Origin of the sequence: Saccharothrix tamanrassetensis, from assembly GCF_014203665.1 — a bacterium.
Taxonomy (GTDB): Bacteria; Actinomycetota; Actinomycetes; order Mycobacteriales; family Pseudonocardiaceae; genus Actinosynnema; species Actinosynnema tamanrassetense.
This window is the reverse complement of the sequence record NZ_JACHJN010000011.1, coordinates 287641-303959: the sequence shown is the minus strand read 5'-3', so window position 1 is coordinate 303959 and position 16319 is coordinate 287641. Positions and strand designations below refer to the sequence as shown.

Genomic DNA, 16319 nt, shown 5'->3' with positions numbered 1-16319 from the left:
TCGGCGGGCCCCAGGGGGTAACTCTGCGTCCATGTCGATGGCCGATTCGTTCCGCCGCATCCGATCCGCCTACGCGGGCGGCGAGAAGCGCCCGTTGGCCGGTTACCTGGCTTCCCTGACCTCGTACGCCGCCCTGATCGGGGTCGCGACCGCGGTCGGCAGGCGCCGGGGCGTCCGGCTGCCCGAGCGGTTCCCGGCGGGTGACGTGGTGCTGTTGTCGGTGGCCACGCACAAGGCGAGCCGGCTGCTCACCAAGAGTTCGGTCACCAGCGTGCTGAGGGCGCCGTTCACCCGCTACGACAGCGCTGCGGGCGAGGCCGAGGTCAACGAGACGGTGCGCGCAGAGGGCGGTCGGCACGCCGTGGGTGAGCTGGTGACCTGTCCGTTCTGCTCCGGGGTGTGGGTCGCCGGTGCGCTGACCGCGGGCCGGGTGCTCGCGCCGCGTGCCACCGGGTTGGTCATGACGGCGTTGACGGCCGTCGCGGCGTCGGACTGGCTGCACCTGGGCTACGACCGCGTCAAGCGGTCGGCGGCCGGGTCCTGACCTGCCGCGGCACCAGGCGGAGGACGAGGCCCGTCCGTCGGGCCGGCGGGTCGGACCTATGCGGCGACCAACGAGGACACCACGCCGACCACCACGAGTACGACGATCAGGGCGAGCAGGATCGCGACAACGGCGCCGACCGCTACGGACAGCGTGAACGCGGTGACCCGCCAACGTCGATAGGGCGCTTGTTCCACGGCCGTACCTCCCGGGCGACTAGAGGCGAAGGCCCTCGTCGGCCAACGTCTTCTCGGTGAACTTCTCCACGCTGTGGTGCGCCTCGTTGTGCTCGTCGGGCAGCGCCGAGGTCACGAAGTACGAGACGTCCTTGAAGTTGTGGTCCATCGCCCGGACCAGGTTGCCCTGGGCGTGCTCGTCCAGCCACCGCTTGATCGCCTCGCCGTCCTCGGTGTCCACGTCGGCGAGGACCTGCCCGACGAGGTCCGCCTTGCTGACCGCCACGGCCAGGTGGACCTTGTCCAGGTCGACGCCCATGGCCGTCATCGTCGACACCGTCTCGGTGAAGCTCACGTACGGCTCCGGCTTGGCGCGCCGCTTCTCCAACTCCTGCTTCCGCGACTCCTCGAACGTGTCCCACACCGTCTTGATGGACATCGGGTCGATCACGAAGACGAACGTCCGCGCGCTCTTGAAGTACTCCAGCTCCTGGATCTTGCGACCGTCGTCGAAGATCTCGCCCGCGGCGTCGAACACGTGCAGCAGCTTCCGCTGCCCGCGCCGGGGTGCCACGTGCACCGAGAAGGCGGGCAGGATCATGGCGTCCCGCTGCGCCGGGCTGGTCTTCGTGGTCGTCATGGTCGACTGGAGCGTCGCGCGGGCCTGCGTGACGCGGTCCTTGGTGCTCTTGTCCGCGTACGAGACCTTCCCGCCGGCCCGGCCCGCCATCGTCTCCACCGCGATGAGGAGCACCGTGATCAGCTGGCTCTTCCCGGCGCCGGGCGCCCCGAACACCGGCAGCACGATCTCCCGGGTCTCGCCCGCGTGCTCGGCCAGCTGGTGCGGGTCGTCGCTGTGCGGGCACCACAGGGTCGGCTTGTCCTGCGGCTTCTTCACCAGCGCGGTGAGCACCATCAGGGTGGGGAACGTCTTGCCGCACTTGCACCGCCGGTGGGTCATCCCGTAGCGGCCCGGACGGACTTTGCCGTGCAGCGTCTTGCAGCCCGGGCAGCCGTACAGCGGGTAGGTGACGCGGTTGCCGCACGTCTTGCACGTCACCGTGATCCCCCGGACGCGCAGGACGGCGGTGTCGAACAGGCGCAGCGCGTACAGCGCGCCGAGGCTGGCCAGCAGCAGCACGCCCAGCGCGGCCACACCCGCCAGCCCGGCGGTCAGCAGGATGAACGCCGCCACCGGCAGGCCGATCGCCATCCCCAGGTATTGCAGGCACCCCCACCACTTCGCGCGCGGCTCCTTCGGCGGCCGGCCCTCCTCCGCGACGAAGCACTTGTCCAGCAAGGCCCGGTTCCTGGCCGCGATGCCCTTGCCGAAGCTCTTGACGCCCAACGTGTGCACGTGCCGGATGTCCCGCCACGCCTGCTTGAGCAGGTAGTACTCCCACGCCGGCTCCTGGTCCTCGGTGCGCTTGCCGGCGGGCGGCTTGGCGGTGAGCATCTCCGGCGTCTTGCCGATGCCGTAACCGCTCGCCACGGCGAGCACGTACTGCTTGGTGAGTTGGACGGCGAAGCGACCGCCCGACACCACGGGGACGAGCAGGACGGCGAAGATTCCCAACGCGATGACCGTGCCGAACGTCGTCATGTGGTCGACCCCCTCGGGAAGAACCGCTTGTGGAAGAAGCGCGTGAGGGCGGTGCCGGTCTTCTCGTCGGCCCACTCCTGGAACCACTCGGCCGCGCTGGGGGAGCGCTGGTCGCGCAGCAGCGCGATGGTGTCGCGCAGCGGTCGCCGCCGCCACTTCCGCAGGGCGTCCAGCGCGATCTTCTCCAGCTCCCGTTGGACGACGCGCGCCTCGGGCATCGTGCCGCCCAGCCGCCTGAGCTCCCACACGATCATCAGCAGGTCGGCGGCCGCTTGTGGGTTCGCCGTGCGCACCTGCAGGTCCGGTCGGGCTTCGTCGACGTAGGCGGTGCACAGGTCCGGCAGCTTCACCAGCACGAAGGCGAAGTACCTGATCGGCATGTCCTCCATGCGGTCCAGCAGCATCTCCCGGATCGTCGCCTGCCGTTGCGGCGACGACCCGGCGTAGCTCTTGCGGAGGCTCGCCAGGCGCGCGGAGAACGCCTGGGACGAGTCGGCGCGGACGACGGCCTCGACCATGTTCCCCAGGCGGAACCGCGCATCGACGTGGCGGCGCGTGGTCGCGGGAATCCGGTCGAACGCGGGGTGCTCGCGCGCCTGGGCGCACAGCCGGTCGTAGACGTCGCCGTCGACCGGTGGGGCCAGCAGCGCGGCGTCCAGCCAGGCCAGCAGGGGCGGTGTGCAGAGCAGCGCCGGGACGAGGTCGCGCAGCAGCAGCGACGCCTCGTCGTGGGTCCAGGCGCGGTCCGGCCACAGCGCCTCCAGCACGTCCGGGCTGGGCGGGACGTCGGTGGTGATCCGGCTCAGCGCGACCGTGCGGTGGACGGCGCCGGTCTGCGCGTCGGCGATCGTCGCCGCCGCGGTGAGCGCGGGGTGCTGTCGCAGCGCGAGCACCTCGGCGACGTCGGACTTCAGCAGCCCGACCAGCTCCGGCAGCCGGCCGCGGGCCGTCACGTGCTCGACCACCCCCGCGCGGAGGTGGGGCCAGGTCCGCAGCAGGCCGTCCACGCGCTCGTCGGACGGATCGGCGAGCAGCTTCGGGCCGAGCGCCCGCGAACCGATCTCGTGCAGCGTGCCGCGGTCCACGTCGATCTCGCACCGCCGTGCCCAGTCGAGCAGGTCGGCGACCCGTGGGAGAACGGCGGCGCGCAGGCTCTCGGCGACGACCCCGGCCGCGGTCGCGCGTGTCGCGGGGGAGCGCAACGACAATTCCGGGCCCTGCGCGTCACCGCTGACGTACGCCTTCACCCAGGCGATCTCCACGTGCTCGGCGAACGCGTGCGAGCCGACCTCGCGGGCCGCCGCGGCGAGTTCGGCCAGGGACGCGGCGGGGCAGCCGCCGACGTCGAGACCGCTGCCGATCCGGTCCACGGTCGCCGCGCCCAACCGGTGGGCGTTGCGGGCGAGCCACGGCACGACGACCGGCGCGTCGGCGCGGTCGGCCCCGATCGACGCCAGCACGACGGCGTGCCAGTCGTCCAGCCCCCGCTCGTCGCCGTCGGCCAGCTGCGCCGCCTGGCGCCACAGCTCCAGCGCCGACTCGACGCCGACGTAGACCAGCATCTCGGCCAGCGGGTGCACCGGCAGCCCGCTGGTCTCCCCGGCGACGAGGTCGAACAGGTGGTAGGTCTCGAACGCCGTCCGGTCCACGTCGGACTCCGGCACGGTGCCGATGACGTTCAGCCTGCTGTAGCGCGGCGCGTTCTCGTAGGTCGCGAACGACATCCGCCGGACGGCCCGCGCCGGGAGCAGGTAGGAGACCGCGGCGATCCAGTGCGCCACCGAGTCGGCGTCGTCGTCGACGATCACCACCTTCCGCTCCCCGGTGGTGAGCACCCGGTCCACGGCGGTGAGCAGCGCGGCCAGGTGCCGCGAGGCGCGGTGGCCGGCGACGAACCGCGCGACCGCCGCGCGGTCGAGCGCACCGCGGACGGGGTGCTCGACGGCCGGCAGCGCCGGGTCGTCCACCGGGTCGCGGTGCCACAGTTCCGCCCGCCACAGCTCGATCGGCAGCAGGTCGCCCAGGTCCCGGCCGATGTCGTCGGTGACCAGCGCGTGGGCGAAGTAGTTGCCGAACCGCCGCGAGTAGTCGTTGCCGACGAACACGACGTTCGCGAGCACGGTCGAGTCGCCCGGCCGGTAGCACAGGTTCACCGGGGAACGCGCGATCTGCGCCGCGTCCGAGTCGTAGGCGACCGACTTCGGCGGGTCGTAGGCGGTCAGCGACTCCACGTCCGCCATGACGTCGGGCGCGACACCCGGCGTGGCGGCGTTGAACTGGTACCCCGGGTGGCCGGACAGCCCGCGCTCGCAGGACGTGTAGTAGAGCTGGCTGAACCCCATGTCACTCCCCGGACCGCTTGGTGTTCTTCGGAATCGCGCCGAACTCGCTCATCAGCCACAGGAACGGGTCTTCGACGCGCCGCGGCTGCACACCGCGCTCGGACACCCGCTGCGTGGCGCCCTCGCCCTCCAGCCGAGGGCTCTCCCCGAGCGCGGAGAGCCCGAACAGGCGGTACCTGGTGAAGTTGGCGGCCAGCGTCTCGTCGAGGTTGTGGCCCGACCACTCGTGCAGCAGGGCACGCATGTGCTGGTGGACCTCCAGGCTGTCGTGCTCGTGGAAGTTCGCGCCGCCGGGCGGCATCCGGCGCAGCGGGCTCTCCGCGGGCAGGTAGCCCTCCAGGGCGTCCATCTTGGTGAACGCCACCGCGATCGGCTTGTCGATGCGCCGGTTGGCCTTCACCCCGAGCCGGCCCTGCAACTGCTCGATGATGCCGGTCAGCACCGTGGTGGGGGAGTTCTCGCCGAGCGCGGGCAGCACGGCGTCGCTGTCCGCGTGGGACCGGGCGCCGCGCATCTGCAACGGGTCCAGCAGCAGGATGATGCCGTCGGAGCTGGTCAGGTACCGCACGTTCTGGTCGATGCTGTGCTCGGACTTCATGTCCTCGCCGGCGGTGTCGAAGAAGGACAGCAGGGACCGGCGCACGCGGTTGCCGCCCTTGCCCGTGGTGAAGCTGAACACCAGCGGTTTGCGGCCGCCCCGTTCCGCCGAGGCGGTCTTGGTCGAGCCGTACAGCTCGTGCTTCTCGTACAGCGTCTGCTCGTACTTGCTCTGGAACTCCTTGCGCGTCGCCTCGTCCGCGCCCAGCACCGACGCGTTGAAGCGCTCGCCGACCTTGTTCATCAGCTCGTGCAGCAGCACGGTCATGTACACCGTCTTCCCGCTGTCCTTCGCTCCCACGAGTGCGATCAGCTTGCTCTCCGTCTGTCCGAAGTGGACGGGGAGTTGGCTGTGGCAGCGCGGGCACACGCGGTAGTGGGTCTCCGCGCCGCACGGCTCGTGCACGGCGGTGGCCTTGCGGCCGTCCGCGTCGAACACCGGCATCTGCGGGTCGTGCTCGTTCATCTGGTCGGCGAGGACCCGGTCGAGCGAGGGCGAGCACTTCTTGCGCGAGCCGATCCGACCCGAGCACCGGAAGCGGATCTCCTTGAGCCGGAACGGGCGGTAGCAGTACGGGCAGTGCAGACGGCTACCGGGAAATGAGGGGAACAAGCGTCACCTCGTCAGCGTGCTCGGTGTTCGGGTCGACGAAACAGGCGAAGCCCGACAGCGGGGTCGGGCGCTCGGGCAGCGGCAGGGACAGCGGTAGTCCCGGCGACAGGTTCTGCGCGGGGAAGGTCGTCACGACCCGCCCGCGGTCCGGGCGCAGCGGCAGGATGCCGTCGGTCCGGTGGACCACGACGACCGGCGGCAGCCGGCAGTGCCGGTCGCTGGTCAACGTCAGGGTCAGCTTGCGCAGGCCGGGCAGACCGACCTGGCGCACCGCGTAGGACACCTTGGCGGGACGGCCCGCCACCTTGGTCAGCACGGCGGCCGACACGCTCTCCTCGTCGCGGGTGCGCGTCACGGTCTGGAGCGAGACCACCAGCGGTCCCGCGCCGGCGGTGAACTCGGCCCCGCCGCCGTCGGTGTGGACCCGCTCGGAGATCTCGACCTGCTCGACGTGGACCGGTGGCACCACGCCGTCGTCCGGCCACCACCGCACGCGTACCACGTGCGCGCCCCGCGGCCAGATCCAGCGCACGCGCACCAGGTCGTCGAGCCGGTCCGCCCGCACCCCGGTCACCTTGTCCACCAGCGACAGCGACGTGCTCGCGCCGACCACCGCGTGGTCGCCCGCCGAGGTGATCGCGGTCGCGGTGACCCGACCCTGCCGGACCGGGATGTCCAGGCCTGCCCGGCCGTTCTCCGACGTGGTGTTCCCGCCGGCCGGCTGCCCGAACCCGTTGGCGGCCTGCCTGGTGATGTACGTGCCGACCGGCCACTCGGGCCCGTCGACCGACGTGCGGATCTCCACGTCCCCGGCGGCCGGGTTCCGCCAGGTGAGGCGCATGACCGCGCGGCCGTACTCCTGCACCACCTCGTGCGCCAGTTCGGTCACCGGCTCGGGTCGGGTGACCGGGCTCGCCGAGGCGACCACCGGCTCCGACACCCGCCGTGCGCCCGCCCTGGTGTGGTAGACCGCGCGGAACGCGTAGTCGTAGGTCTCCCCGCTGCGCACGGAGCTGTCCACGAACGTCGAACCGCCGTCGTGCCGCGTCGGCACCTTCTCCGGCGACGCCCCGGGTGTGGACCGCGGCGTCCGGGTCACCTCGATCTCGACCGCGTCCCGGTGCGCCCGCCACGTGCCGGTCACCGATGTCTCGTCGGACGTCAGCCGCACGTCCACCACCTCGGGCAGCGGTTCGACCGCCGGGGCCGACGCGCCCGCCGACCAGGCGCCGCCGCGGGAGGCGAACACCGAGTAGTGCACCGGGTCCGCGGTGGGCGGGGTCTCGTCGACGGCCTCGTTGCCCGACGTCTCGACCACCGTGGTGCCCGAGCCGCTGGACACCGCCGGGGTGCCGGTGGAGCGGACCAGCCGGTACTGCACGGGGTTCGTGCGGGCCGGACTGGGCGTCCACCGCACGACGACGCGGTCGCCGTCCAGGCCGGCGGTCACCTCGCCCGGCGGCGGTGGCGGGATGGCGGCGAGCCGGGCCGACAGGGTCTCGTCGTCCCGGGCGATCTCGCCGGCCGCGGCGAGCAGACCGGCCGCGTCCTCGTGGTCCCCACCCGCCCACGCCGCCTCCGCGCGCGCCAGGAGGTCGGCGACGCGGCGCAGCGCCTCGTCCAGCTGCGCCCGCTCCTGGACGCACTCGCCGGCGAGCAGGCCGTCCAACAGCCGCCGCGCCTCCTGCAACTCCCCGGCGGTCAGCGCCTCCGCGACCAGTTGCGCGGTGCCGCCGTCCCGCTTGCCGGTGGTGCCCTCGCCCGCGAGCGTCACGGCCAGGTGCAGCGCCTCGGTGGCGTCGAGCCCGAGTTCGGTCGCGGTGTGCGCGATCAGCCGGACGGGCAGGCCCGCCTCCAGGTCGGGGCGCAGGTGCTCGCGCACCTCCCAGGTGATCAGCTCCCGCACGGTGTTCGCCTGCGTGGCCGGCAGCAGGATGGCGAGCACGTTGTCCATCGCGGTCTTGCGCTCGTCCTGGCTGGTGCGGGTCTGCTCGTCCCGCGCCTTCTCCAGCAGGGCGAGGGTGACCATCCGGTTGTCCGCGGCCAGCCGGAAGCCGTCGCGCAGCGAGAAGCCCGCGCGGACGGCCTCCGTTCCGAAGAGGACTTCCGGCGAGAGCTTGAACCCCAGCGCGGTCAGCGGTGCGCGCAACGACCGCGCCGCCGGGATCGCCGGGCCGGGCGGCAGGTCCCACGGCGGGTCGATCACCGTGATGCCGCGGCCCTTCAGCGCTTCCCGGACCTCCTGCTCGGTGAACGCGTTGTCGACGCCGCCGACCAGCCGGTGCAGGCCCGTCAACGTGATGCACGGCGACGACGACGCGATCACCTCGATCCGCCGGTCGAGCTGCTCCTGAGCCTTGCCGCGCCCCTGCTCGCGCTGCTCGGTGAACGCCTCCAGGTTGAGCAGGCTGCGGCGTTCCAGGTCCGTGTGCGCGGCCAGCAGGGCCGTGGCCAGCGGCTGGTAGAGCTTCTTGAGCTTGAGCGCGCGCCAGTACTTGGCCACCGCGGCGACCTGCCGCGCGAACTCCTCGGGGGTGCCGACGCCGCGCGGGTCCAGGTGGTAGCGGACGAACAGGTCGGCCGGCGGCTGGTTGCCCGCCCGGCGCGCGGTGTCCAGGACCGTGGTGCGGTAGGCGTCGAAGTCGTCCGGCACGCGCGGTCACCCGCCGACGGTGTAGCGGGCCACGGCGTCCCGGGCCTGCTCGACCTGCTCGCCGCTCAACCCCTCGATCTCCAGCTCGATCGTCAGGTCCTTGCGGGTGCTCAGCTCGACCGCGTGCACGCGCAGGCTGCCGTTGCGCTCCATCCGGAACGACACGTCCAGCGGGGAGTTGCGCGGCAGCGGCGGCAGACCGGTGATCAGGCCTTCGCCGATCTTCTCGTTGTCGTGCAACGACTCCGACGCCACCGCGCCCGCCTGCTCCCACACCTCGATGCGGATGGCGACCTGCCCGTCGTAGCGGGTGTAGTACTGCTTCGTCGGCGGCGTGGCGGGCAGCGGGTCGTTGGCGTTGATCAGGTGGTCGATGAACTCGTCGTCGCTGGGCTGCTTGCGCGTTCGGACGCCGAACGCCCGCGGCGACACCGTGACCACCTGCTGGTCGGCGAGCCGGCGGACCTGCTCGGGCGCCAACCCGAGCTGGTCGGCCACCGCCGCGACGGCGAGGTCGCCCGCCGGCGCGTCGTCGTCGCCGTCGGGCAGCGCGATCTTGACCGACTGGATGAGGCCGAACATGGCCGCGCCCTTGGCGACGGCGAGGTCGGGGTCGTGCATCCGGGGCTCGAAGTCGAACCGCTGCCGCAGACCGGCGGCCACGGCGGGCATCCGGCTCGCGCCGCCCACCAGCAGCACCTCGTCGAACCCGTGCACGCCCTTGGACCTGGCGAGCTCGATGGTCCGCGCGGTGATCTCGAACGTCCGCTCCAACAGCTCCGCGGTGGCCTGTTCGAACTCGTCGCGGGTCAGCGTGACCGTGGTCGCCTCGCCCGCGAACTGCATGTTGTGCCTGCGGGAAACGGTGCTGGACAACGTCTTCTTGAGGCTCTCGGCGTCGTTCGCCAAGCCTTGGAGGAAGTCCTCGTTGTCGCCCGCGTCGGCGTCGGGGTGTTCTGCCACGAAGGCGTCGAGCAGGTGGTTCGCGACCTTCTCGTCCCAGTCGGCGCCGCCGAGGTGGTGGTCGCCGTCCGTGCAGACCACCCGGACCTCGCTGCCGGACAGCCGGATCACGGTGGTGTCGAACGTGCCGCCGCCGAGGTCGTAGACCAGGATCGTCTTGTCCTCACCGGTGTTCAGCGCCTGGTAGTGCAGCGCCGCGGCGACCGGCTCGGGCACGATGTCGATGACGTTGAGGCCCGCGATCACGCCGGCGTTGCGCGTCGCTTCCCGTTGGGTGACACCGAAGTACGCGGGCACGGTGATCACGACATCCTTCACCGGCTCGCCGGTGTGCTCGGCCGCCGCACGCGCCAGCTCGCGCAGGATGAACGCGGAGATGCTCTCCGGGGTGTGCTCCTGGCCGTGGAAGGTCAGCGAGACCTGGTTGCCCATCTCGCGCTTGATCAGCGACACCACCAGGTTCGGGCTGATCTTCGCGGAGCTCTTGGCGTCGCGGCCGACGACCACGTTGTCCGGGGTCTCGAAGAACACCACCGACGGGGTGGTGTCCTCGCCGATCGCGTTCTTGGCGATCGCCGGGCGGCCCACGTCGTCGATGTGGGCCACGCACGAGTAGGTCGTGCCGAGGTCGATTCCGTATGTAGCCACTGCTGGTCCTCGCTTCGGTCACGCCTCGGTCGCGGGCTCGGGTGTGGCATCGGCCGCCGCGGCGGGTACTGCTTCGGGTGCGGGTGTCGGCGCGGGGGTGTGCTCGGGTGCTGGTGTGGCCGCCGCTGCCGGTGAGGGCTGGGGCAGGGGCGCAGGAGTGGGCACGGGTGCTGATGTGGTCGCCGGTGTCGATGCGTCCGCGCGAGTGGGCGTCGGTTCGGCGCGGTAGAAGGTGGCTCTGGTCAGGCGGCGCATCCGTCCGGTCTCCCGGTCGCGCAGGCCCGCGGCGAGCGGCGAGACCACCGTGTTGTGGTGCTCCGCCTCCGCGCACGGCACGGTGCCGCCGACCGAGTGGCGTCCGGCCTCGAACGGCTCGCCGGGCACGGCGTCCACCACCTCCACGCCGCAGCGGTCGAGGGTGAGCGCCACGTCGTCGGCGAAGCTCGCGAACAGGTCGCTGCCCAGGTGCGCGGCCTGCCGGTGCAGGCCGTCGTAGAGCCGCACGAGGTCGGACACCACCGGTTCGAGCAATTCCCGGCGCAGCCCGTTGCGCAGGGTCTGGTTCTCGTCGTGCAGCCGATCTATGATCGTTTCCCGGTGGGCCGACCTGCGGTTGAAGTCGGCGACCGCGGTCTCGATCCGACCGACCCGGTCGGTGAGCGCGCCGATGGCCGCGGCGACGGGTTCGGGCGCCTCTTCCGGAACGCCGTCCAGTGGACCGTCGACGGCCGACGAGTCGAATGCGGGGAGCATGGCTCCTTTTGTAGCACCGGCGTTCGGGATGTTTTGGCCAGTTGGTTGACAATTCGTTGTCAACTTCCGCGCCTTGTTTTCGCGGGGCCGTCGCGGGTGCCACCGTCGCACTGGTGGATTCCCCGCTCTTCCTGTCTTACCGCAACGCGGACGTGGACTTCGCGGAGCACTTGGCGAGAGGTTTGGAGGCGGCCGGCGAGAAGGTGTTCCTCTACGATTGGGACGTCCACGCCGGCGAATCGAGAACGCACCGGATCGACCAGGCGATCCGGGGTTCCGAGACCGCGATCGTCGTCGTCGGGCACCCCCGGCCGGGCGAGGTCGGCGTCACCGACGAGTACGCGGCGCTGGCCGTGCGCGCCGCCGACGGACGGCTCCGCCGGCTCGTCCCCGTCCTGCGCGACGACGAGGTGGTCCTGCCCCCGCTGCTGGACGCGTGGAAGGCCCACAGCTTCGCCGGGGTGGTCGGGGACCGGACGTTCGCCGCCCTGGTCGACGCGCTGGTCGCCGAATTGCGCTCGGAACGCCCGAACCGCCCGGCGGGCCTCGACCTGGTGGTGCCCCGGGACCGTGCCCGGACCCCGGACACGCCGCTGTGGACCACCCTCCGGGTGACCGCCGCCGAAACGGCCCTGGTCACCGAGGTCGCGCCGGACGTGTCGGCGCGCCACCGCGGCGTCACCGCGCGGCTGGAGCACCGGCTGTGGCAGGCGGATCGCACCCGTGCCGCCGCCGGTCGGACCTACCGCTCGGGACGTCCGACCGGGCAGGGCGACGAAGACCTCGAACGCACGTCCCGGGAGGTCGGCGAGGCGCTGGCCGAGGCGTTCCTGCCGGAACCGGTGGCGGTGGCGCTCGCCCGGCGGCTGGCCGGGTCGGCGGTGTCCGGCCGCGCCGCCCACCTCGCCCTGGAGATCAGCCCCGACCTGGCGGACCTGCCCTGGGAGACCCTCGTCCTGGACGACGGCCCGCTGGTCCTGCGGCCCGGCGTGCGGGTCTTCCGCCACGCCCCGGGACTCGGCCCCACCGCCCAGCCCGCCGTTCCGGGCCCGCTGCGCATCCTCGCCGTCGTCGCGTCACCCGACGACGCCGACGCCGAACTGCTGGACTACGAGCACGAGCTGGCCCAGATCCTCGATCAGGTGGAGCGGGCGCGCCGGGAGGACGCCCACGTCCGCATCCTCAACTGGGGATCGGTCGACGCGATCCGGCAGGCGCTGACCGAGGAGCCGTTCCACGTCCTGCACGTCTCCTGCCACGCGCGGCCGGGCGTCCTGGTGCTGGAGACGCCCGACGGGCGGGTCGACGAGGTCACCGCGCGCAGGTTCACCGACGAGCTGCGGGCGCCCGGCCGGCCGGTGCCGTTCGTGGTGCTGGCCGGCTGCTCGACCGCGCAGGCGGCGGCCGACCTGCCCGCCCTGGCGCGGGGCCTGATCGACTGCGGGGTGCCGGCCGTGCTCGCGATGAACTCGGAGGTCACCGACGAGTACGCCACCGAGTTCCTGTCCCGCGCTTACCGGGACCTCGCGTCGCAGGAACACCCGGAACCACTCGTCGCGGTGTCCGAGGTGCGCCGGCTGCTGGCCTCCGAGCACCGGTCGACACCGGAGCGGAACACCGGCGAGTGGGCCACCCCGGTCCTCTACCAGCGGGTCCGGCAGCACCGGCTGTTCGACGGCGACCACCGCGAGGAGGTGGTCCGGACGCCGCGCAAGGCGTTGGCGAAGGGGATCGCCAACCTGGCGATCGGGGACTTCGTCGGCCGCCGCGCCGACCTGCGCCGCCTCCTGCGCGAACTGCGGCAGACGCGCGGCGTGCTGGTGCACGGCATGGGCGGGGTGGGCAAGAGCAGCCTCGCCGCCGAGCTGGTGCACCTGCTGGGGCTCGAAGAGCGACTGGTCGTCGTCACCAGGCACGGCGTGAGCGCCGTGGACGACGTCCTGGACCGCCTGCACCGCGAGCTGCGCAGGCACTTCGGCCGGGGCCGGGCCCCGGCGGACCTGGACGACCTGCGCGACCGCTCGCTGCCGTGGCCGGAGCGGCTGGAGATCCTGGACGAGGACGTGCTGCCGCTGGTCAAGGCCAGGGTGGTGCTGTTCCTGGATGACCCGCTCGGCGACCCGCTGGAGGACCCGGCCGCGCCGCCGGAGCGGCCACCGGACCTGGACGACTTCCTGGCGGCCTGGCTGCGCCTGGGGCGTAACGCGAGCCTCGTCGTCACCTCCCGGATGCCGTTCGTGCGCGACCCGCGCCGGCTGGCCGCGCACCACCTCGGCCCGCTGTCCGCGGCCGAGACCAGGAAGCTGATCTTCCGGCTGCCGGCGCTGGACGCGTTGCCCGCCGGGGCGCGGCTGCGGGCCTACCACGCCATCGGCGGGCACCCGCGGGCGCTGGAGTACCTGGACGCCGTGCTGCGCGGCGGGCAGCGGCGCAAGGCGCCCCGGGGTAGCGGCGACCACTTCGCCGAGGTCGCCGAACGGCTGGAGAAGGCGCTGCGGCGGGCCGGCGTGGCGGATGTCGACGCCTGGTGGCCGACGGCGGGGCGCGATCTCGACCGGGCCCTGGCCGAAACCACCGCGATCGCCTCCGCCGACGTGCTGCTCGACGACCTCTACGCGGCTCTGACCAGGTCGTTTCCGCTCGCGGCGGAACTGCTCGACGCGGCGTCGGTGTTCCGCCGCCCGGTGGAGCGGGAAGCGCTGGGCTGGGTCGTCGCTCCCGAGCGGGAGGTCGATCCGGACCGCCGGGAACGCCTCGCCGGGATCTACCGGGCGCTGCTGGAAGCCGAACGGCGCGGGACCGCGCGGTCCAGGGCCGGGCTGCCGCTGAGCCACCAGGTGCACGCCCAGGTCAACCGCGACCTGGCGGCGGCGGTCGTCCCGCCCGAACGCCCCGGCTTGGCCGCGGCCCGCGACCGCCTCACCGAGCTCACCCTGCTCACCCCGGTGGACGAGGGCTGCGTGGTGCACCGCTGGACGGCCGGCGCGCTGGCCGCCAGGACCGACCGGGAGGTGCTGCGGGCGGCGCACCGGCGTGCCGCCGAGTACCACCGCTGGCGGGCCGACCTGTGGCGGGCCGAGCTGCCCGTGCGGCTCGCCGAACTGGAGGAGGCCCGCCACCACAGCTGGCAGGCAAAGGAGCCGGACCAGGCGCTGACCGTCACCGCCGAGCTGTGCACCGTGCTGGACCGGGCCGGTGCGCTGGACGCCGAGTGGTCGCTGTGCGCGGAGACGCTCGACCGCACCGGCCCCGACGACCCCCGCAACCGGGTCTTCCACCACCGCAGGTCGGTCATCGCGCTGCGCCGGGGCCGGTTCGACCTGGCCGAGGCCGAACAGCTGCGCGCCCAGGAGATCGCGACGGCGGTGGGCGACCTGGTGGCGGTGGCCGTCGGGCTCCAGCAGCTGGGCGCCATCGCGCAGGCCAGGGGCGACAGCGCGGCGGCGGAGGCGCACTACCGGTCCGCGATCACCGTCACGGCCGACCGGCGCATCGCCGAGCGGTTCGACGCGCGGGTCGTCCTCGCCGGCTGCTACGAACGGCTCGGCGCGCTCGCCGCCGCCCGCGGCGACGGGGACACCACCCACCGCATGAGCGAGGGCGTGTGCGACGTGGCAGCGGAGATCGGCGACGAGGTCGATTCCATGACCATCCACCGAGACCTCGCCGTGCTGGCCCGCGCGTGCGGTGACCACGCCGCGGCCGAGCGGCACGAGCTGCGCGCCCAGGAGGTGTCGGCGGCGAACGTCGACGTCCGCCGGCTGATCGCCACCGCGATGCTGCAACTGGCCGCCGTGCACGTCGTGGACCGGATGTTCGCCGAGGCGGGGGAGTGCCTGGAAACCGCGCTGGACCTGGCGTTCGAGGTCCGGGACGTGCACCTCCAGGCGCGGTGCCTGCGGCTGGAGGGTGACGTGCAGTTCAACCTCAAGCGCTTCGACGAAGCCCGGGCGACCTACCAGCTCCTGGTCGAGCGCACTGCGGAGCTGGAGGACCGGCGCGGCGAGGCCGTCGCGCACCAGCAGTTGGGCCTGGTGTGGGGCGCGCTGGGCGAGCTGGACGCGGCCCGCGAGGCGTTGCGGACCGCCGAGGCCAAGGACCCCCTGCTGGTCGACACCTGCCGGTTGACGCTGGGCGTCGTGCTGGCCGACGCGGGCCACGTGGACGAGGCGGTGGCCGTGCTCCGGGCGGGCCTGCGGGAGGGGACCGCGGAACTGGCGATCGGGTTCATCTGCCGGCTGGGGCTGCTCAGGCTCCGCGGCGACGACCTGGCGGGTGCCGGCGAGCTGTTCGCCGAGGGGCTCCGGCGCGCGGAGGAGGCGGGCAGCGGCCGTGACGCCGCGATCTGCCTGCTCGCGCAAGGGCTGATCGCACGTGCCGAAGACCGCTCGGACGACGCTCGGGGCCTGTACGCGGCGGCGCTGGACGCGGCCGCGGCGGCGCCGCGCGTGCTGGCCGAGTGCCTGATCAGGCTCGGTGACCTGGCGTTGGAGGAGGGTGCGGTCGACGCCGCCCTGGAGGCCAACGACGAGTGCGTGCAGGCGCTGGAGTGGATCGTGGCCCCGGAGCTGCGCGCCGAGGTGCTGCGCCAGCGCGGCAGGTGCTGCGCGGAGTGGGAGCGCTACGCGGATGCCGTCGGGCTGCTGCGGGCGGCGGCGGAGGCGTTCGCCGGCCTGGACCGGGCCGACGACGTGCTGTACTGCCTGGTCACGCTGTGCTGGGTGGCGGGGCGGGCGGGCGACGGGCCGGCGGCGGCGGACGCGGCCGCGCGGCTCGGGCGGATGGTGACCGGCCTACGGCGCTCGCCCGCGGTGGTCGTGGCGCACCTCGTCGCCGGCGACGGCGCGCTCGCCCGAGGCGACCTCGACCAGGCCCTCGACCACTACGAGCAGGCCAGGGTCATGGCCCTGCCCGCCGGGGTCGGGTCACTGCTGGTGGACTGCGCCTTCCGGCTGGCCGCGCACGCCCGGCTGGCCGAGGACGACGCCAAGGCCGAGCAGCGGCTCCAGGCCGGTCTGGCGATCGCCCGGCACCGCCGCGACCGGGTCGCCGAGACGCACGTCCACCGCGAGCTCGGGCTGGTCACGGGCCGTCGGGCGGCGTTCGGGGAGTCGGCCGGGATCGCCTACGAGCTGGGGGAGCGCGCGCTGTACGAGGCCGCGATGGCGTTGCTCGAACCGCCGGCCGACGAGGACCTGCTGCGCCGCCGGCTCGCGGCGGCGTCCGACGAGCTGGCGTCGCTGCTCTGGCTGCGCCGGCGGCGCGCGCTCGACGGCGAGGCCGCGTTCGGCGACCGCCTGGTGGCGCGGGTCGGGCCGTCGATCGACGAGGTCGTCCGGGGCCTGGTCGCCCTGCCCTCCGGGCTCGCGGCGGTGTCCGCCGTGGTGAACCCGTCGGTCGGCTGAACCGGTGCCCCGTCCGGGGAGT

Annotated in this window: 9 protein-coding genes; 2 read left to right on the top strand and 7 right to left on the bottom strand. The window is 73.1% G+C overall.

Translation table 11 applies throughout. The features are described 5' to 3' along the window. Positions 1–31: 31 nt before the first annotated feature. Entirely contained in the window at positions 32–544 is a 513-nt protein-coding gene (locus FHS29_RS30560; RefSeq protein ID WP_184696618.1) for a DUF1360 domain-containing protein, read from the top strand. Positions 545–600: 56 nt separating this feature from the next. On the opposite strand, the gene FHS29_RS30555 is transcribed toward FHS29_RS30560, so the two are convergent. From FHS29_RS30555 to FHS29_RS30525, 7 genes are read right to left on the bottom strand one after another with little or no spacing between them, the layout of a single operon-like run. Continuing rightward, on the bottom strand, positions 601–741 hold the full coding sequence (locus FHS29_RS30555) for a hypothetical protein (RefSeq protein ID WP_184696617.1): 141 nt from the start codon (positions 739–741) through the stop codon (positions 601–603). A 19-nt stretch (positions 742–760) separates the two neighbouring features. After that, a complete protein-coding gene (locus FHS29_RS30550) occupies positions 761–2323 on the bottom strand; it encodes a TRAFAC clade GTPase domain-containing protein (RefSeq protein WP_184696615.1) in 1563 nt (520 codons plus the stop codon). Next, positions 2320–4665, bottom strand: coding sequence for a GTPase-associated protein 1-related protein (locus FHS29_RS30545; RefSeq protein ID WP_184696614.1), 2346 nt, complete (start codon positions 4663–4665; stop codon positions 2320–2322). Before FHS29_RS30545 ends, FHS29_RS30550 begins: the two co-directional genes overlap by 4 nt. A gap of 1 nt (position 4666) precedes the next feature. After that, positions 4667–5875 carry a TRAFAC clade GTPase domain-containing protein gene (locus FHS29_RS30540; protein ID WP_184696612.1) on the bottom strand — a complete coding sequence of 403 codons (1209 nt, stop codon included), beginning with the start codon at positions 5873–5875 and terminating at the stop codon, positions 4667–4669. Beyond that, positions 5853–8528 carry a SaeA-related protein gene (locus FHS29_RS30535; RefSeq protein WP_184696610.1) on the bottom strand — a complete coding sequence of 892 codons (2676 nt, stop codon included), beginning with the start codon at positions 8526–8528 and terminating at the stop codon, positions 5853–5855. Before FHS29_RS30535 ends, FHS29_RS30540 begins: the two co-directional genes overlap by 23 nt. 6 nt (positions 8529–8534) lie before the next feature. After that, positions 8535–10139 carry an Hsp70 family protein gene (locus FHS29_RS30530; RefSeq protein ID WP_184696608.1) on the bottom strand — a complete coding sequence of 535 codons (1605 nt, stop codon included), beginning with the start codon at positions 10137–10139 and terminating at the stop codon, positions 8535–8537. Between the two features lie 18 nt (positions 10140–10157). Next, positions 10158–10892, bottom strand: coding sequence for a hypothetical protein (locus FHS29_RS30525; RefSeq protein ID WP_184696606.1), 735 nt, complete (start codon positions 10890–10892; stop codon positions 10158–10160). 113 nt (positions 10893–11005) lie between these two features. Between FHS29_RS30525 and FHS29_RS37880 the strand changes: the two genes are divergently transcribed. After that, a complete protein-coding gene (locus tag FHS29_RS37880) occupies positions 11006–16297 on the top strand; it encodes a CHAT domain-containing protein (protein WP_184696604.1) in 5292 nt (1763 codons plus the stop codon). Positions 16298–16319: the final 22 nt, after the last annotated feature.

What these genes read in the sequence shown, in the direction of transcription:
- FHS29_RS30560 (WP_184696618.1), top strand. Translation starts at nt 32, where the DNA reads ATGTCGATGGCCGATTCGTTCCGCCGCATCCGATCCGCCTACGCGGGC.
- FHS29_RS30550 (WP_184696615.1), bottom strand. Translation starts at nt 2,323, where the DNA reads ATGACGACGTTCGGCACGGTCATCGCGTTGGGAATCTTCGCCGTCCTG.
- FHS29_RS30545 (WP_184696614.1), bottom strand. Translation starts at nt 4,665, where the DNA reads ATGGGGTTCAGCCAGCTCTACTACACGTCCTGCGAGCGCGGGCTGTCC.
- FHS29_RS30525 (WP_184696606.1), bottom strand. Translation starts at nt 10,892, where the DNA reads ATGCTCCCCGCATTCGACTCGTCGGCCGTCGACGGTCCACTGGACGGC.